Annotated in this window: 14 protein-coding genes; 5 read left to right on the top strand and 9 right to left on the bottom strand. The window is 56.2% G+C overall.

Going from position 1 to position 19,264, the window contains the following annotated elements:
• Nucleotides 1-255: 255 nt before the first annotated feature.
• The 8 genes from HV340_RS07355 to lrp form a co-directional block, all read right to left on the bottom strand.
• Nucleotides 256-1,119: a dimethyl sulfoxide reductase anchor subunit family protein gene (locus tag HV340_RS07355; protein ID WP_014169375.1), complete on the bottom strand. Its 864-nt coding sequence runs from the start codon at nt 1,117-1,119 to the stop codon at nt 256-258.
• A gap of 1 nt (nt 1,120) precedes the next feature.
• On the bottom strand, nt 1,121-1,738 hold the full coding sequence (locus HV340_RS07350; RefSeq protein ID WP_014169373.1) for a DMSO/selenate family reductase complex B subunit: 618 nt from the start codon (nt 1,736-1,738) through the stop codon (nt 1,121-1,123).
• A gap of 10 nt (nt 1,739-1,748) precedes the next feature.
• Complete coding sequence (dmsA, locus tag HV340_RS07345; RefSeq protein ID WP_040017048.1) at nt 1,749-4,190, bottom strand: dimethylsulfoxide reductase subunit A; 2,442 nt, start codon at nt 4,188-4,190, stop codon at nt 1,749-1,751.
• 211 nt (nt 4,191-4,401) lie between these two features.
• Nucleotides 4,402-5,694: a serine--tRNA ligase gene (gene serS / locus HV340_RS07340; protein ID WP_008499983.1), complete on the bottom strand. Its 1,293-nt coding sequence runs from the start codon at nt 5,692-5,694 to the stop codon at nt 4,402-4,404.
• Between the two features lie 92 nt (nt 5,695-5,786).
• Nucleotides 5,787-7,130 carry a replication-associated recombination protein RarA gene (gene rarA / locus HV340_RS07335; protein ID WP_020884828.1) on the bottom strand — a complete coding sequence of 448 codons (1,344 nt, stop codon included), beginning with the start codon at nt 7,128-7,130 and terminating at the stop codon, nt 5,787-5,789.
• 9 nt (nt 7,131-7,139) lie between these two features.
• The gene (gene lolA / locus HV340_RS07330; protein WP_014169368.1) at nt 7,140-7,754 is read right to left on the bottom strand and encodes an outer membrane lipoprotein chaperone LolA; all 615 of its coding nucleotides are present in this window, start codon (nt 7,752-7,754) and stop codon (nt 7,140-7,142) included.
• Between the two features lie 127 nt (nt 7,755-7,881).
• Nucleotides 7,882-11,745, bottom strand: coding sequence for a DNA translocase FtsK (ftsK, locus tag HV340_RS07325; RefSeq protein WP_181216403.1), 3,864 nt, complete (start codon nt 11,743-11,745; stop codon nt 7,882-7,884).
• Between the two features lie 135 nt (nt 11,746-11,880).
• Entirely contained in the window at nt 11,881-12,375 is a 495-nt protein-coding gene (lrp, locus tag HV340_RS07320) for a leucine-responsive transcriptional regulator Lrp (RefSeq protein WP_000228469.1), read from the bottom strand.
• Nucleotides 12,376-12,919: 544 nt separating this feature from the next.
• Here lrp and trxB point away from each other — a divergent pair.
• From trxB to infA, 5 genes are all read left to right on the top strand, one after another.
• The gene (trxB, locus tag HV340_RS07315) at nt 12,920-13,888 is read left to right on the top strand and encodes a thioredoxin-disulfide reductase (protein WP_181216402.1); all 969 of its coding nucleotides are present in this window, start codon (nt 12,920-12,922) and stop codon (nt 13,886-13,888) included.
• A 114-nt stretch (nt 13,889-14,002) separates the two neighbouring features.
• On the top strand, nt 14,003-15,769 hold the full coding sequence (gene cydD / locus HV340_RS07310; protein ID WP_181216401.1) for a cysteine/glutathione ABC transporter permease/ATP-binding protein CydD: 1,767 nt from the start codon (nt 14,003-14,005) through the stop codon (nt 15,767-15,769).
• On the top strand, nt 15,769-17,490 hold the full coding sequence (cydC, locus tag HV340_RS07305; protein ID WP_181216400.1) for a cysteine/glutathione ABC transporter ATP-binding protein/permease CydC: 1,722 nt from the start codon (nt 15,769-15,771) through the stop codon (nt 17,488-17,490). The genes cydD and cydC overlap by 1 nt, the downstream gene beginning before the upstream one ends.
• A gap of 46 nt (nt 17,491-17,536) precedes the next feature.
• Nucleotides 17,537-18,241, top strand: coding sequence for a leucyl/phenylalanyl-tRNA--protein transferase (aat, locus tag HV340_RS07300; protein WP_014169362.1), 705 nt, complete (start codon nt 17,537-17,539; stop codon nt 18,239-18,241).
• A gap of 284 nt (nt 18,242-18,525) precedes the next feature.
• Complete coding sequence (gene infA, locus HV340_RS07295; protein WP_002211347.1) at nt 18,526-18,744, top strand: translation initiation factor IF-1; 219 nt, start codon at nt 18,526-18,528, stop codon at nt 18,742-18,744.
• Nucleotides 18,745-18,814: 70 nt separating this feature from the next.
• Here infA and HV340_RS07290 read toward each other — a convergent pair whose 3' ends face one another.
• A complete protein-coding gene (locus tag HV340_RS07290) occupies nt 18,815-19,261 on the bottom strand; it encodes a hypothetical protein (protein WP_047955297.1) in 447 nt (148 codons plus the stop codon).
• Nucleotides 19,262-19,264: the final 3 nt, after the last annotated feature.

Genomic DNA, 19,264 nt, shown 5'->3' with positions numbered 1-19,264 from the left:
AGTTCAGATTTCGTGCGCATCATGCCACTGGCAAAAACAAAGTCAATCCACTGGTTTCACCGCCACGCACGATATGTTCCCTGTCGATTTAAAAAACTTATCCTGCTAATGCAACGCCTGCTATAGATATTAATTATGTATCTGTTTTTATTTATTAATGCCCGAAGTGAAAACAAAACGTCAGTTGAAAAATTTCATGATTAAAATAAAAAAAGCCGGGCGCTCCGTCCCGGCTTTATCTCACCCACTGCAACGTTAACTGGCGACGGCCATACCTACGGTCATATGCAAACCATAGAACACACCGCGGCCGATCAGTTCACCTGCGAGGACCAACACAAAAGCCAGTGACAGGAGCGGCAGCGCGGGTTGATACCCCTTAAGCTGAGGCACAATCCAGCACACCAGTGCCGCCACCAGCAGTACCACGCGCCAGGCCATCAGCGAGCCGTATGCCGGCACCAGGGCAGATGCCTGCTGAACAGAGCTGTGAATGGTTGCCAGCTCCGCGCCCTGCATCAGGGTGACGACTGCGCTCACCACCAGCGCCAGCAGTGAAACGACTGGCAGCAAACGCATCGCCCAACCGTCAACACCCGCGACGCGCAGCAGCATGAAGCCAAGAAGCGGCCCACCAATAAACAGCGTCAGGAAGAAGCTCATCGGCGTCCAGATGCTGTACCAGGTCGGCACGGTGTCGATGGTGTTATAGACCCGCACCATCATCCACACAAACACCACGCCCAGCACCATCGTGACAATCAGCCACACGCTGCGCAGCCCTGCCGGCAATTTCTTCAATGCTGCCAGCAGCCAACCCAGCCCACCCACAGCAAAGAAGATCGCCCCGCTGGCGATTTCATTACTGAGTGACGACGCGCCCACCCGGTTCAGGGAGTTGAACGCGCGCATTGGTGAGCCGAGGTGCAGCGTAGAGGCAATAAAGCCAATTCCCATCAGCACCCACAGGCCAAACATACTCAACACTAAACGTTGTTGTTGCTCAGCAGTGAGATTTCCTTTCAGCAGCGCCAGCGCGAGGACAATAAAACCGCCCGCCACACACTGCCCAAAGACCGTGAAGATCATCAGCGGCCATTCATGCCATCCACTTCCCATCTCACACCTCCTTCGGGTTTGCCAGGTAGCCGGTGGTATCCCCTGTCGGGCGGCTGTTGGCGTTAGGTTTAATCACGATGCTCGGCTTCGTGAAATGCGCGGACGGCAGCGGCGCGACGGCCGCCAGCTGACCATGTTTTTTACGCAGTTCGTCGATGGGACCGAAATCCAGCGCACGCAGCGGGCAGGACTCCACGCAGATCGGCTTTTTGCCGTCTGCCACACGAGTGTGGCAGCCGTCGCACTTGGTCATATGCCCTTTGGCGGCGTTGTACTGCGGGGCACCGTACGGACAGGCCATGTGGCAGTAGCGACAGCCGATGCAGACATCTTCATCCACCACCACGAACCCGTCGTCACGCTTGTGCATCGCTCCGCTCGGGCAGACCTTGGTGCAGGCCGGGTCTTCGCAGTGGTTGCAGGCAATCGACAGGTAGTAGGCAAACACGTTCTGGTGCCAGACACCGTTGTCTTCCTGCCAGTCACCGCCCGCGTATTCATAAATACGGCGGAAGCTGACGTCCGGGGTTAAATCTTTGTAATCCTTGCAGGCGAGCTCGCAGGTTTTGCACCCGGTGCAGCGGCTGGAATCAATAAAAAATCCATACTGGGTTGTCATCGGTTACTCCTTACACCTTTTCAACCTGAACAAGGTTCGTGTGGGACGGGTTGCCCTTCGCCAGTGGCGACGGACGCTGCGTGGTCAGTACGTTAATACTGCCTGCCTGGTCGATGCGATTCGCATCCGGGCTATACCAGGCCCCTTCCCCCAGCGCGACAACGCCAGGCATCATGCGCGGAGTCACCTTGGCTTCAATGTGTACCTCACCGCGACCGTTAAAGATGCGCACGCGGTCGCCATTGCTGATCCCACGGGCTTTGGCATCCATCGGGTTAATCCACATCTCCTGACGGCAGGCAGCTTTCAGTACGTCGACGTTGCCATAGGTGGAGTGAACACGCGCTTTGTAGTGGAAGCCGGTCAACTGCAGCGGGAATTTCGCGGTCAGCGGATCGTTGTAGTTTTCAAAGCCCGGCGTGTAGATCGGCAGCGGATCGATAACATCCCCTTCCGGTAACTCCCAGGTAGAGGCAATTTTTGCCAGCTCTTCTGAATAAATTTCAATTTTGCCCGATGGCGTGGTCAGCGGATTGGCCTGCGGATCGTCACGGAAAGCTTTGTACGCCACGTGGTGGCCTTCCGGATCACGCTGTTTGTACATCCCCTGCTCACGGAAGGTATCGAAATCCGGAAGGTCAGGGATCGCTTTGCGGGAGAGTTCATGCAGATGGCGCATCCACCCTTCCTGCGTGCGCCCCTCGGTAAATTGCTGCTCAACGCCAAGACGTTTCGCCAGCTCAGAGGTCATCTCATAGATGGTTTTGCACTCAAAGCGAGGTTTAATGGCCTGATCGGTAAAGATGACGTAGGACATGTTGCCGCAGGAGGCATCCAGCGCGAAATCCATCTGCTCAGAGGCCGTGCAGTCCGGGAGAATAATATCGGCATATTTTGCCGAAGATGTCATGTGGCAGTCGATCACCACAATCATCTCGCACTTCTTGTCATCCTGCAGGATTTCATGGGTGCGGTTAATTTCAGAGTGCTGGTTGATGAGACAGTTTCCGGCGTAGTTCCAGATCATCTTGATCGGGACATCCAGTTTGTCCTTACCCCGCACGCCGTCACGCAGCGCAGTCATTTCCGGGCCGCGTTCAATGGCATCAGTCCACATAAACATGGAGATACTGGTCTGAACCGGGTTTTCCAGCGTCGGCATACGTTCAAACGGCACTTCATAGGAGCCTTCACGCGCACCCGTGTTACCGCCATGAATGCCCACGTTACCCGTGAGAATGGCGAGCATCGAAATGGCACGGGTGGCAATTTCACCGTTCGCATGACGCTGTGGACCCCAGCCCTGACTAATATAGGCCGGTTTAGCCGAGCCAATCTCTCGTGCCAGTTGAACAATACGGTCTACCGGAATTCCCGTGATGGTGGACGCCCATTCAGGCGTTTTGGCAATACCGTCGCTGCCCTGACCGAGAATATAGGCCTTATAGTGGCCATTAGCCGGCGCGCTGGCTGGCAATGTTTTCTCGTCATAACCGACGCAGTATTTATCGAGGAACGGCTGATCGACCAGATTTTCAGTGATCATCACCCACGCCAGCGCGGAGACCAGCGCAGCATCGGTGCCAGGACGAATCGGGATCCACTCATCTTCACGCCCTGCTCCGGTGTCGGTATAGCGCGGGTCGATAATAATCATGCGGGCATTCGATTTGGCGCGCGCCTGTTCGAGGTAGTACGTTACCCCGCCACCGCTCATGCGCGTTTCACCCGGGTTGTTGCCGAACAGCACCACCAGCTTACTGTTTTCGATATCAGACGGGCTGTTACCGTCTGCCCAGCCACCGTAGGTGTAGTTCAGACCGGCGGCAATCTGCGCCGAAGAGTAGTCGCCATAATGGTTCAGATAACCGCCGCAGCAGTTCATCAGACGGGCCACCAGCGTTTTCCCCGGTGGCCAGGAGCGGGTCAGCGTGCCGCCGAGCGTCCCGGTGCCATAGTTCAGATAGATGGATTCGTTGCCGTAGTCTTTGATCAGACGCTGCATGTTCGTCGCGATAATGTCGTAGGCTTCATCCCAGCTAATGCGCTCGAACTTCCCTTCTCCACGCTTGCCAACGCGTTTCATCGGGTACTTCAGGCGGTCCGGGTTATAAACGCGACGACGCATTGAACGGCCGCGCAGGCAGGCGCGGACCTGATGTAACCCCTCGTAGTTATCGTCTCCGGTATTATCGGTTTCGACATATTTAATCTCACCATCCACCACATGCATACGCAGTGGACAACGGCTACCGCAGTTTACGGTACAGGCACTCCACACCACTTTTTCCGGGGTGGTCGGGGACAGTGCATCCGCCGCCGACACCAGACGAGAAAAAGGGAGCGTAAAGGCGCTGCTGGCAACGGCCAGACCACCAATTGCCGTGGTTTTCATCAACCCACGGCGAGTGACCTCGGCAGCCATTAACGCTTCAGGCGCTTTGATTTTCATAGAGACTCACTTTGGTTGCTCACAAAGAAAAGAGAGGCGGCATAAGCCGCTATATAGTTTTATATATAACGAATAACTTCGTTATTGGTTTTTTATGCTGACTTTCATTCGGAGGATTATTACTACTTTGGAGGGAGGGGTTATTGCGTCGTATCAATTCTAAGGTATAAAAAAAGCGCCCTGAGGCGCTTTTTTGTTTCACGTCAAATCATTAACCGATGTACTGCTGGCCTTTCATGTACGGACGCAGCACTTCAGGGATCTCAATACGACCGTCCGCCTGCTGATAGTTTTCCAGCACGGCAACCAGTGTACGACCGACAGCCAGACCAGAACCGTTCAGGGTATGCACCAGACGGGTTTTCTTGTCAGACTTGCTGCGGCAACGTGCCTGCATACGACGCGCCTGGAAATCCCAGACGTTAGAGCAGGAGGAGATTTCACGGTAGGTATTCTGCGCAGGAACCCAGACTTCCAGGTCGAAGGTTTTGCAGGCACCAAAGCCCATATCACCGGTGCACAGCGCCATACGACGGTACGGCAGACCCAGCAGCTCCAGCACTTTCTCAGCGTGGCCGGTCATCTCTTCCAGCGCGTCCATCGACTCTTCCGGGCGGACAATCTGCACCATCTCTACTTTGTCGAACTGGTGCATACGGATCAGACCACGGGTGTCGCGACCGTAAGAACCCGCTTCAGAACGGAAGCACGGAGAGTGTGCTGTCAGTTTGATTGGCAGGTCGTCTTCGTCGATGATCTCATCACGCACGAGGTTAGTCAGCGGCACTTCCGCAGTTGGGATCAGCGCGTAGTTGCTGCTGTCAGCTTCCTCGTCCAGCGGACGGGTGTGGAACAGATCGCCGGCAAATTTTGGCAGCTGGCCAGTACCGTACAGCGTATCGTGGTTAACCAGATACGGGACGTAGGTTTCGCTGTAGCCGTGCTGCTCGGTGTGCAGATCCAGCATAAACTGCGCCAGAGCGCGATGCAGATGAGCAATCTGGCCTTTCATCACAACGAAGCGAGAACCGGTCAGCTTAACTGCGGCCGCAAAGTCCAGGCCGGCATGCATTTCGCCCAGGGTCACATGATCGCGAACCTCGAAGTCGAACTCGCGAGGCGTGCCCCAGCGTTTCACTTCAACGTTGTCGTTTTCATCTTTACCGACAGGTACGCTATCGTCAGGAATGTTCGGGATCGCCAGCGCGATATCACGGATCTCGGCCTGAAGCACGTCCAGCTCCGCTTTCGCCTGATCCAGCTCTTCACCCAGTTTGTTCACTTCCAGGCGTAATGGCTCAATGTCTTCCCCGCGCGCTTTCGCCTGGCCGATGGATTTCGATCGAGAATTACGCTCTGCCTGCAGATTTTCAGTTTGTACCTGCAGAACTTTACGACGCTCTTCAAGAGCGCGCAGCTTATCTACATCCAGCTTAAAGCCCCGGCGTGCCAGTTTTTCAGCGACTGCGTCTGGCTCATTACGCAGCAGATTGGGATCGAGCATGCTTATCCTGTGCTTATCGAATTAAAATAGGAAAATGTGACCACAGCCTGCGGCCACAGGGATACATTGCCAACATTACCGCAACGATCGCACTAACGGTAGCGTTTTATAGGGCTATTTTGATCCTGTCCGGCGAGCCAGGCGAGCTTTTCGCCAATCTTGCCTTCAAGACCTCTGTTTGTGGGGTGATAATAGCGGGTTTGTGCCATCTCCTGCGGGAAATATTCCTCCCCGGCGGCGTAGGCATTGGGTTCGTCGTGGGCGTAGCGGTATTCCTGCCCATACCCCATCTCTTTCATCAGTTTGGTCGGCGCATTGCGCAGATGAACCGGCACGTCATAATCCGGGCGTTCACGAGCGTCGGACATGGCCGCTTTAAAGGCGGTATAGAGAGCGTTACTTTTCGGTGCGCAGGCCAGATAAACAACCGCCTGAGCGATAGCACGCTCGCCTTCAGCAGGCCCGACGCGGGTAAAGCAGTCCCAGGCCGAAATAGCCACCTGCATGGCGCGCGGGTCGGCATTCCCGACATCTTCAGAGGCAATCGCCAGGCAGCGACGGGCCACATACAGCGGATCGCCACCGGCGGTGATAATACGGGCATACCAGTAAAGCGCCGCATCGGGCGCGCTGCCGCGCACGGACTTATGCAGTGCCGAAATCAGATCGTAAAACCGATCGCCTTTATTGTCGAAACGCGCGCTGCGCTCCCCGGCGATCTCGGTGAGCAACGCCGGTTTCAGTACCCGCTTGCCGGACGCATCCACTTCGGCCATATCGGCCATCATTTCCAGCGTATTGAGTGCCCGGCGGGCGTCGCCGTTAACCAGCTCAGCGATCGCCCGGCGCGTGTCGTCAGGCAGAACGATATCCTGCCCGCCGTAGCCGCGCGCGTTATCGTTCATCGCCTGCGTGAGAACCTGTTCAATATCCTCCACGGTCAGGGATTTGAGCAGGTAAACACGTGCACGGGAAAGCAGTGCGGAATTGAGTTCAAACGACGGGTTTTCGGTGGTGGCACCGATGAAGAAAATGGTGCCGTCTTCAATGTGCGGCAGGAAAGCATCCTGCTGGCTTTTATTGAAACGGTGAACTTCGTCGACAAAGAGAATGGTACGTCGCCCGGCATTGCGGTTCTGCCGCGCACGTTCAATCGCCTCGCGGATCTCCTTCACGCCGGACGTGACCGCCGAGATGCGCTCGACATCCGCGTTAGCATAGCGGGCGATAACTTCCGCGAGCGTGGTTTTGCCTGTACCGGGTGGACCCCAGAGGATCATGGAGTGCAGATGCCCGGCCTCAATGGCACGCGGCAAGGGTTTCCCCGCAGCCAGCAGGTGTTGCTGGCCGATGTACTGCGCTAAATTTTCTGGCCGCATACGCGCGGCCAGAGGTTGAAACGCATTCTCAGAAAAATCGAGCGACAGATTGCTCACTCATGCCTCTTACTTGTTGCGCTGATCGTCCACCGTTACGCCCTGCGGCGGGGTAAAGGTGAATTTAGACGCGTCAACCGCGCCGTTTTGCTGGGTCTTGAGCTGGTAGCTGCTACGCTGGTCGTCCTGCTCAACCGCACCAAACTGATTGATGGTTCCGTTGGTGCTCACGTTGATGGTGAACTGTTTAAGGTTGCCATTGCTGCCTTTCGGCGTCAGAACAAACTCATCACCATTCTGTTTGATATTGTACTGCTGCCAGTCGCTGGACTGGTTACGCGCAATCAGCATGAAAGGCGTATTGCTGGTCGCGTCTTTCAGCCAGGTCGCGGTAGCCTGCTCGACAAACGGGTTGTAGAACCACAGGGTCTTACCGTCAGAAACCAGGATGCTCTCATCCGGCTGAGTCATATGCCAGTTAAACAGATTCGGGCGTTTTACCCACAAATCCCCCTGACCTTCCTGCACCGCATTGCCACTGCCGTCAGTCACTTTTTGCGTGAAGCTGGCGTGGAAACTGCTCACTTTATCCAGTCGGCTTTTAAGGTCGCTGGCTGCATCAGCCCAGACGCTGCTGGCGACAAAACTGGTGAGTAATGCACAGGCGATTGCGATTTTTTTCATTGTTATTCCTTAAAATACGTCATCCCGATATGGGGTTCTGCCCTCTATTGTGTACCTGCCCGAAGGCAGGCGACAGAAGAAAATGCTTAATTTTGGCTGATTTACCCTTCTTTGCAATCACTGAAGGTTAATCAAACGGCGGCGGTGCCAGCACCTCACGGTTACCGTTGTGCCCCTGCTCGCTCACAATGCCCTGCGCTTCCATCTGCTCGATGATGCGCGCTGCGCGGTTGTAGCCGATGCGGAACTGACGCTGCACACCCGAGATAGAAGCTTTACGTTTTTCGGTGACGAAGTTAACCGCCTGGTCGAATAACGGATCCAGCTCCTCGCCGCCGTCCAGGCCACCACCCCCGCCTTCGCTTTCGCTATCGGAGGTAATGCCATCAACATATTGCGGACGACCGCGCGCTTTCCAGTCCTGCACCACGGCGTGAACTTCCTGGTCGCGAACAAATGCGCCGTGAACACGCACCGGAGAGGTAGAGTTCGGGCCAGAGTAAAGCATGTCCCCCATACCCAGCAGCGACTCCGCGCCACCCTGGTCGAGAATAGTACGCGAGTCAATTTTGCTCGATACGGTAAACGCGATACGGGTTGGAATGTTCGCTTTGATCAGACCCGTAATGACGTCCACAGACGGACGCTGCGTCGCCAGAACCAGGTGGATGCCGGCCGCACGCGCTTTTTGCGCCAGACGTGCAATCAGCTCTTCCACTTTTTTACCGACGGTCATCATCAGGTCAGCGAATTCATCCACCAGCACGACGATGTAAGGCAGTTTTTCCAGCACCGGATGTTGGGCATCCATGCTGTCGCCCGGTTTCCAGTAAGGGTCCGGAATCGGGCGGCCCATCCGTGCCGCTTCGGCGATTTTCTCGTTATAACCGGCAAGGTTACGCACGCCCAGCGCAGACATCAGCTTGTAGCGACGCTCCATCTCATTCACGCTCCAGCGCAGGGCATTGGCCGCGTCTTTCATGTCGGTAACCACTTCTGTCAGCAGATGCGGGATACCTTCATAGACCGACAGTTCCAGCATTTTCGGGTCGATCATGATGAAACGGACATCTTCCGGCTGCGCTTTATAGAGCATGCTGAGGATCATGGCGTTCACACCGACGGATTTACCGGAGCCGGTGGTACCTGCCACCAGCAGGTGAGGCATTTTTGCCAGATCGGCCACCACCGGCTCGCCCGCAATATCTTTACCCAGAACCACGCTCAGCGGTGACGGGTTATCGCGGAACTTCGCGTTATCCAGGACTTCGCGCAGGTAAACGGTCTGACGTTTCTTATTCGGCAGTTCAAGACCGACGTAAGGTTTACCCGGAATAACCTCTACAACACGCACCGCCACGGTCGACAGAGACCGCGCCAGGTCACGGGAAAGGTTAGAAATACGCGCGGCTTTTACGCCTGGTGCCAGATTAAGTTCGAAGCGAGTGATCACCGGCCCTGGGGAGTAGTTGACCACATCAGCCTTGATACGGAAGTCCGCCAGACGCGCTTCCACCAGACGAGCCATCTGCTCAAGAGCAAAGGTATCGACCGGCTCGACTTCAGCCGGCGGTGGAGTTAACAGATCCAGCGACGGCAGAGGCGTGCTTGGACGCTGCAACGGACGGCTGTCGCCGTTACGCATCAGCAGCGGGTGAATGAGACTCTCCTGCGGCTGTGCCTGAGGCTGCTGGAACTGCGGCGGCTGTAGTGGCTGCTGCGGCTGTGCATACGCTTGCGGTGCCGGTTGCTGCGGTTGCGCGTAAGCCTGCGGCGCCGGTTGCTGCGGCTGTGCATACGCTTGCGGTGCCGGTTGTTGCGGCTGTGCATACGCCTGCGGTGCCGGTTGTTGCGGCTGTGCATACGCCTGCGGTGCCGGTTGTTGCGGCTGTGCATACGCCTGCGGTGCCGGTTGTTGCGGCTGTGCATACGCTTGCGGTGCTGGCGCAGTCTGCGGACGCGTCGGTTCAGCGTCCGGCATCACGCTCGGCGTGAACAGCGGCTCGCTCGGGCCATCATCAACCAGATCTTTCATTGGCGAGAATTCAAAATCCGACAGCGAGAACGGATTCGCTCCGGCAGGCTGCTCACCGGCATAACGCTGCTGCTGCGTGGCCGCGAACTGGCGCGCTAATTCCGCCTCAGCCGCGTCATCTTCGTCTTGTGGATGATGCGCTTCATGCTGGTATTCTTCGCCATAGCGCTGATGCTGCTGGGCGGCGAACTGGCGCGCCAGTTCATCCTGATGCATTTCATCAACGTCATCTTCATACTCATTCTCGCGCGCTTTTTCCTCAGCCATACGCTGAGAAGGCAGCTTAATACCGTAGGAGGCCAGCTCACGCCGCGTTGGCACGCGAACACGGTTTGGGCGAGGTAACTGCGGGCCAATGCCCTCTTTCACCTGTGGACGTGGCGCACCGCCTGTGGCGAGGCTAAAGACCGGGGCAGCCGCGGCGGCTGCCGCTGTAGCCTGCTTCACGCTTTCAGCAACAGGTGCAACGGCAGGCGTTGGATCAACCGGAGGAACCGAAACAGAAGGTGCTTTGGTTACAGGCTCCTGCACCGGTTCAGGCACAGGCTGATACCAGGCCGCCAGCTGTTCACGCTCGCGGGCACGACGCTCTTCGACCTCTTCAAAATAGTACAATGGCGGACGAGACGGTTTCGCCTCTTCCACCACGTCAGGCTCTGGCTGAGGCGCTACGTATGGCTGTTCAGGTTCAACCGGCTCCGGCACGTACTCCTGATGAGGCTGTGCGGCAGGCTGCGCGTACTGCGGATATCCCTGAGGCTCATATGCCGGCTCCGGCTGATAAGGCTGCTGCCAGGCTTCCTGCTGGACAGGAATATAGCTCTCTGGCTCTGGCGCAATAACCGGCTCAGGCGTATGAGCGCCAGGGGCGGTTTGCCACTCCACCTGAGGTTGCTGAATGGCGGATTCGGGTGGTGGAACCGGTGCTGAAGGCATCACCGCATCGGCTGGAGCGGCATACGCCTGTGAAGCCGTAGTGGCGGCGGCCGCTGCAGCGACCGGCTCGGTCACGGAGTGGCCATTTAACAGCGGGTCGTATTCATCAAACGCCCCCGGCGTGGCACGGTTGCCGGAGAAGAGCACATCGTTTGGATCGACAGCCGCACCGGCTGCACGATATTCAACCTGATCGTCTTCATCCATGCGTTTGCCGGAGAAGAGCGCCGCATCGGTTTTACGGCCTAGCGGGTTGGCAAATTTCTCGGCAACACGCTGACGACGCGCCAGCGCGCCGCGCATAATGCGGGCACGACGAGATTCGCGACGCTGAACGGGAGCATCGTCTTCCTCTTCGTACTCATCTTCATATTCATCTTCGTCAACCCACGTATCGTCGCGACGGGTACGGTTGCTGGCGAAGGTCAGGAGGGTGAGGATAAAGCTGCCGATCTTCTCAGCGATGCTCACCCACGACCAGCCGGTGAACAGCGTCAGTCCTGCCGCCCAGATGCAGAGCAACGCAAGCGTGCCACCGCTGCTGTGAAGCATGGGCTGTAGCGCAGAACTCAACAGGCTGCCGATCACCCCGCCAGAGGCGAAATACCAGATATCATCGGCGTTGATAGCCGCCAGCCCACACGAGGTGAGGATCAGCGCCAGTGCGCCAATCAGGCGCAGCGACACCGCGAAATAGTCGATATAGTCATCGTTTTGACGATGGCGCCAGGCAAACCAGCATCCGCCAATGATAATGACGGGAAGGGTGTAGGCCATCACCCCGAAAATGAAGAAGAGCGTATCTGCAAGCCAGGCGCCGGGAACACCGCCTAAGTTATGGATAGGCTCATGCCAGGCGGTTTGTGACCAGCTGGGATCTGAGGGGTTGAAACTGAGTAAGGCTGCCATCAGCCAGACGGCAAAAAGGGCAATAACAATCAGCAAAGCCTCGAGGAGACGACGTCCGCTGCTTAGCTTCGATAATGTGACTTCTTTGTCTTCAGTGTATTCCTGGCTCAAGAAAGGCTCTCCAGGTATCAGGCATATCCTGCCTGTTTGCTAAAACGGACAACAGCGCCGGGTATCCCCGGCACTGTTGCTGTATGGATTAACAGGAGTGTAATCAAACTACACTGATTTTGCACCTGTTCCGTGTTAGCGCGTCTTAATAACCAGACGATTGCTCTGTTTGACTTCTTCCATCACCACATAGGTACGGGTGTCATTCACGCCCGGCAGACGCAGCAGGGTTTCACCCAGCAGCTTACGGTAGGCGGACATATCAGGCACACGGGTTTTCAACAGGTAGTCGAAATCACCGGATACCAGATGACACTCTTGAATTTCTTCAAGTTTTTGTACAGCGGCGTTAAATTGCTCAAACACATCCGGCGCACCACGATTCAGAGTAATCTCAACAAATACCAGAAGTGAGGCATCCAGATAATGCGGGTTCAACAGAGCCGTATAGCCCTGAATGAAACCCTGTCTTTCCAGTCGGCGCACACGCTCAAGGCACGGCGTCGGGGAAAGTCCCACACGTTTTGAAAGCTCGACGTTGGAAATACGCCCATCCTTTTGCAATTCATTAAGAATGTTACGATCGATACGGTCGAGATCTTTGCCAGGGCGCTTCTTGCTATCTACCATTATTATTGTCTCTCTGTATTCCTTCCCTACTCCTGCCTGGACCCTGTGCACATCACTGTTCAGAGCCTGTACCCGTTAGTCATCACATCGCCTGGTTATGTATTAGACGCGATGCGGATTCGGGTTCTGTTGGTAAGAAGACCGTTGCCCGAAGGCAGTCACCGATATCACGTATGGCGTCTGTCCACGCCATGCGTAGATTTCACTGACCCGGTAAAAATGGCATTTACGTGCATGCCTATGCGGCATGCGGTTAACGCGGTTTTTTTTCTTCCTTGAATGTTTTCGCAAAAGCGCAGGGGATTGTCAAAGCAAAACATCGATTTTTAGTACAACATGCCGGATATTCATTACGGCAGGGTATTAATCCTCATTTTATTGCCGTACAAACGAGCGAATTTCGGCGCAAAGCGTGATGTTATAGCGCTTAATTCATCGTCGCTGGCTATTGCACATATCGATATCAAAATTGCTGCGCTCTTTTTTTACGGCAACAAATTCCCTACAATCCAGCCAAATGTCTGCCAACAACAATGGGGATCTCATGGGCACGGCCAAACACAGTAAGCTGCTAATTCTTGGTTCTGGACCTGCGGGATATACCGCGGCGGTCTATGCTGCACGCGCTAACCTGCAACCGGTTCTGATTACCGGCATGGAAAAAGGCGGTCAGCTGACCACCACCACGGAAGTGGAAAACTGGCCAGGCGACCCGAACGACCTGACCGGGCCGCTGCTGATGGAGCGTATGCACGAGCATGCGACGAAATTCGAAACCGAAATTCTGTTCGATCATATCAACAAGATTGACCTGCAGAACCGTCCGTTCCGTCTGACGGGCGACAGCGGCGAGTACACCTGTGATGCGCTGATCATCGCGACCGGCGCTTCTGCCCGTTACCTCGGTCTGCCGTCTGAAGAAGCATTCAAAGGCCGTGGCGTCTCCGCCTGCGCAACCTGCGATGGTTTCTTCTATCGCAACCAGAAAGTGGCGGTTATCGGTGGCGGCAACACTGCCGTGGAAGAAGCCCTTTATCTGGCGAACATCGCCTCTGAAGTGCACCTGATCCACCGTCGTGACACCTTCCGCGCAGAGAAGATCCTGATCAAACGTCTGATGGATAAAGTGGCGAGTGGCAATATCGTGCTGCACACCAACCGTACCCTGGAAGAAGTCACGGGCGATCAGATGGGCGTTGCCGGTCTGCGTATTCGTGATACCCAGAACACCGATAACGTCGAAACGCTGGAAGTGGCGGGTCTGTTTGTGGCGATCGGTCACAGCCCGAACACCGCGATTTTCGAGGGGCAACTGGAGCTGGAAAACGGCTACATCAAAGTGCAGTCCGGTATTCACGGCAACGCGACCCAGACCAGCATTCCTGGCGTATTCGCTGCTGGCGATGTGATGGACCATATCTACCGTCAGGCGATCACCTCTGCTGGCACCGGCTGTATGGCCGCGCTGGACGCGGAACGCTACCTCGACGGGCTGGCGGAACAAGGTAAATAATCTTTACAAGTCAGTAACAAACGTAAATAAAGGCGGCGATAAGTCGCCTTTATTGTCTCTCCGTTGTAACATTGCGCTGCCCAACTTCTAATAACGTCACCTGCTAAGTACGCAATGGAAAAAACCCGTCAACAAGAGTTAACACGCTGGCTGAAACAGCAAAGCGTTCTTTCCCGCCGCTGGCTAACAATCTCCCGTTTTCTGGGGTTTGTCAGTGGTCTGTTGATTGTTGCCCAGGCATGGCTGCTGGCCCGCATTCTTAATCACATGATCATGGAGAACATTCCGCGCGAAGCGCTCCTGTTGCCCTTTATCGTCCTGATCCTGATTTTTGTTCTTCGTGCCTGGGTGGTCTGGCTGCGTGAGCGCGTGGGTTTTCACGCCGGACAGCATATCCGCTATGAGATCCGCCGTCAGGTGCTTGACCGCCTTCAGGAGGCCGGTCCGGCGTGGATCCAGGGTAAACCCGCGGGAAGCTGGGCGACGCTGATCCTTGAGCAGATTGACGATATGCATGACTACTATGCGCGCTATCTGCCACAGATGGCGCTAGCCGTCTTCGTTCCGTTGCTGATTGTCATCGCCATTTTCCCGGTCAACTGGATGGCAGCGCTGATCCTGCTGGGCACAGCCCCGCTGATCCCGCTGTTTATGGCGCTGGTGGGCATGGGTGCCGCGGACGCTAACCGACGTAACTTTCTGGCTCTGGGTCGCTTAAGCGGCCATTTCCTTGACCGTCTGCGCGGCATGGAAACGTTGCGCATTTTTGGCCGCGGTGAAGCGGAAACTGAAAATATCCGCCTCGTATCGCAGGATTTCCGTCAGCGCACCATGGAAGTGTTACGTCTGGCGTTCCTCTCCTCCGGCGTACTCGAATTCTTTACCTCGCTGTCGATTGCACTTGTGGCGGTCTACTTTGGCTTCTCGTATCTCGGCGCGCTGGATTTTGGCCACTACGGCACGGCTGTGACCCTTTCAGCCGGTTTCCTTGCGCTGATACTGGCCCCCGAATTTTTCCAGCCGCTTCGCGATCTGGGCACCTTCTATCATGCAAAAGCGCAGGCCGTGGGCGCGGCTGACAGCCTGAAGACGTTTATGGAAACGCCACTGGCGCATCCGGAACGCGGTGACGTGACCCTGAACGCCAAAGAGCCGGTTACCCTTGAAGCGCGTGATTTCTCCATTCTGTCGCCTGAAGGCAACGTGCTGGCAGGCCCGCTTAACTTTACCCTTCCGGCCGGAAAACGTGTGGTGCTCGTAGGCATCAGCGGTTCAGGGAAAAGCTCTCTGCTCAATGCGCTATCGGGTTTTATGGCCTACACCGGATCGCTGCGGATCAACCAAACTGAACTGCGCGATCTCGATCCGCTTGCCTGGCGTAAACAGCTTAGCTGGGTGGGACAAAACCCTCAGCTTCCTGCCGCCACGCTGCGAGACAATGTGCTGCTGGCTCGCCCGGATGCGCGTGACGATGAACTGCAATCCGTTCTCGACCGCGCCTGGGTCAGCGAGTTTCTGCCGCAGCTTCCGCAGGGTGTCGATACCGTTGTCGGTGACCAGTCTGCCGGCCTGTCAGTCGGTCAGGCCCAGCGTGTGGCGGTTGCCCGCGCGCTGCTTAACCCATGCCAGCTCATGCTGCTCGACGAGCCAGCAGCGAGCCTTGACGCACACAGTGAGCAACGCGTCATGGATGCCCTGAATGCGGCCTCGCGGCAGCAGAGCACCCTGATGGTCACCCATCAGCTGGAAGGTATTGCTGACTGGGATCAGATCTGGGTTATGGAAAATGGTCATATTGTTGAGCAAGGCGATTACGCCTCTCTCGTTGCCGCGCAGGGCCCGTTTGCCACCCTGCTGGCAAACCGTCAGGAGGATATCTGATGCGTGCTCTGCTTCCCTATCTTGCGCTCTATAAACGCCATAAATGGATGCTGCTGCTGGGCATTGTGCTGGCGATTGTTACCCTGCTTGCCAGCATCGGTCTGCTTACGCTCTCCGGCTGGTTCTTGTCCGCTTCGGCCGTCGCGGGGTTCGCGGGTTTATACAGCTTTAACTATATGCTTCCGGCGGCAGGCGTTCGCGGCACCGCAATCACGCGTACTGCTGGACGTTATTTTGAGCGTCTGGTCAGCCACGATGCCACTTTCCGCGTGCTACAGCACCTGCGCATTTACACCTTCAGCAAACTGCTACCCCTCTCCCCTGCCGGGCTGGCACGTTTTCGTCAGGGTGAGTTACTCAACCGTGTCGTAGCCGATGTCGACACGCTGGATCACCTTTACCTGCGCGTGATCTCACCCATCGTGGGGGCGTTTGTGGTGATTGTGGTGGTCACGCTGGGGTTGTCGGTTCTGGACGTTCCCGTTGCGCTCACGCTGGGTGGCATCATGCTGCTGACGCTGATTATCCTGCCACCGCTGTTTTATCGTGCAGGTAAATCCACTGGCGAGAACCTGACGCGACTGCGAGGGGACTACCGACAACAGCTGACATCCTGGCTGCAGGGACAGGCGGAACTGACCATTTTTGGTGCCAGCTCGCGTTATCGCAGTCAAATGGAAAGCACTGAGCTGAACTGGCATGAAGCTCAGCGCCGCCAGTCGGAGCTGACGGCATTCTCCCAGGCGCTGATGATGTTAATCGGCGGCGTGGCGGTCATCGCCATGCTGTGGATGGCTTCAGGTGGCGTAGGCGGGAATACCCAGCCCGGCCCTCTGATTGCTCTCTTCGTTTTCTGCGCCCTGGCCGCGTTTGAAGCGCTGGCCCCGGTGACGGGCGCCTTCCAGCATCTTGGGCAGGTCATCGCTTCTGCCCTGCGCATCACCCAGATTGCCGAGCAGGAGCCGGAAGTTACGTTCAGCGGCGCTCAGACCGCCGTGCCGACCCAGGTTGCGCTGACCCTGGATAACGTCACCTTTGCCTATGAAAAACAGGCGCAGAACGCGCTGGAAGGGATCACGCTGTCTGTTAAAGCAGGCCAGCGGATTGCGCTCCTCGGTCGTACCGGTTGCGGTAAATCCACCCTTCTTCAGTTGCTGACCCGCGCCTGGGATCCGCAGCACGGTCAGATTCGGTTTAACGATACGCCGCTGACCGACTTTAGCGAACAGGCGCTGCGCAAGACCGTGAGCGTGGTTCCGCAGCGAGTGCACCTCTTCAGCGCAACGCTGCGTGATAACCTGCTGCTCGCGGCACCTCAGGCCTCCGACGATGATCTGCGCGCCATGCTGGAGCAGGTTGGGCTGCAAAAACTGCTTGAGAACGACGGGCTGAACGGCTGGCTCGGGGAAGGCGGTCGTCAGCTCTCCGGCGGCGAGTTGCGCCGTCTGGCGATTGCACGCGCGTTGTTGCACGATGCGCCGCTGATGCTGCTTGATGAACCCACCGAAGGGCTGGACGCAACAACCGAGAGCCAAATCCTTGATTTACTGGCCCATGTTATGACCGGAAAAACCGTGCTGATGGTCACCCACCGCCTGCGCGGGCTGGCGAGTTTTGATCAGATAATTGTGATGGACAACGGACATATTATTGAGCAAGGTAGTCACACAGAACTGTTGGCGAAACAGGGTCGCTACTACCAGTTTAAACAGCGTCTGTAGACTATATTTGTACCGATCCTAACTCGCGTATTGGAGTTCTGCTGTCATGCGCCTGGTCCAGCTTTCTCGTCATAACATCGCGTTCCCTTCGCCGGAGGGAGCGCTGCGTGAACCTAATGGGCTGCTGGCCCTTGGCGGCGACCTCAGTCCTGCGCGGCTTTTGATGGCTTACCAGCGCGGCATTTTCCCGTGGTTTTCACCCGGCGACCCGATTTTATGGTGGTCGCCCGATCCCCGTGCCGTGCTGTGGCCGGCGCAGTTTCACCTGAGCCGCAGCATGAAGCGTTTCCATGCGAAATCACCCTACCGCGTCACCCTGAATCATGCCTTCGGTCAGGTCATTGAAGGCTGTGCCGAAGACCGTCATGAAGGAACCTGGATCACCCGCGATATCATTACCGCCTATCACCAGCTGCATGAGCTGGGTTTCGCGCACTCCATTGAAGTCTGGCAAGACGGTGAACTCGTCGGCGGGATGTATGGCGTTGCGCAGGGGACGCTGTTTTGCGGCGAATCGATGTTCTCCCGTGCCGTGAATGCCTCGAAAACCGCGCTGCTGATCTTCTGCCAGGAGTTTGCCCAGCGCGGCGGAAAACTGATGGATTGTCAGGTCCTCAATGAGCATACTGCCTCGCTCGGCGCGGTTGAAATCCCCCGCCGCCACTACATAGAACATCTGGACGTTTGCCGTCAGGAGAAGCTGCCGCGAGACTTCTGGGTACCAAGAACGCTCTTTATGCCCAATGCCTAAATGTTTTCCGCATATTTTTTGTGAGGGTGTTATAATTATGCCGCAGAGTAGGTTCTGCCTGTTGCCTCGCCGCCGTTTGGGTCCTCCGCTTCAGATAACGTCCTGACGTTTATCCTGTTGTATCCCCTTTACGAATGCGCTTTCCGTTCGGTTGTACCGTGACGCTTGGGCAATGCGCCGAAACTATTTTGCTGCGTTTTAAACGCGCAATTCTTTACTTAATTGATGAATTTCGGCATTATCTTGCCGGTTCAAAACTTGGTAGTGATACCCCAGAGGATTAGATGGCCAAAGAAGACAATATTGAAATGCAGGGTACCGTACTTGATACGTTGCCTAACACCATGTTTCGCGTAGAGCTGGAAAACGGTCACGTGGTAACTGCGCACATCTCCGGTAAAATGCGCAAAAACTATATCCGCATTTTAACGGGCGACAAAGTGACTGTTGAACTGACCCCGTACGACCTGAGCAAAGGCCGCATTGTCTTCCGTAGTCGCTAATTGTTTTCGCCTGTAATGGCAGATGAATATATAAAGGTCGGGTTAACCCCGGCCTTTTTTATTTAACGGCTTAATGCCGGGCAGGAAGATGTATTGTCATGCGGGGCTGCGCCGGCGTGATTAAATCCCCGGCCATGGAATGCGCCATCTCATGCAGCAATCCCGTCAGGTGCGGCAGCATATCCCGATCAAAATGGGACACCAGCAGCACGTGGTTTACTGCCCGGCAGTAGTCGCACTTTGTTTCGGTATCTTCCAGAAGCCACGCTTTTTGTCGCGGTGGTTCAGCGTCCTCCTCAAATTCCACTATCTGAAAATCACGCATTGATTCTGTGAGTCCGGTTTTGACTTCTTCCAGATACGCGCCTAAACAGCGGCACACGGGCTGCGTTTGCGGGTGGGCGTTGCAGTCCAGCAGAATTTCGGTGAGCAGCATGCACCGCCCGGCCAGGGTCGGGAGATCGGGGTTGAGGGAGAGTTCGCTGTAGAGCTGGGAGAAAGAGTTTTCTGTATTCATTGG

This window comes from Enterobacter sp. RHBSTW-00975 (assembly GCF_013615235.1).
Classification (GTDB): Bacteria; Pseudomonadota; Gammaproteobacteria; order Enterobacterales; family Enterobacteriaceae; genus Enterobacter; species Enterobacter ludwigii.
The sequence above is the reverse complement of the archived record's forward strand: the minus strand, read 5'-3'. Positions and strand labels throughout refer to the sequence as shown.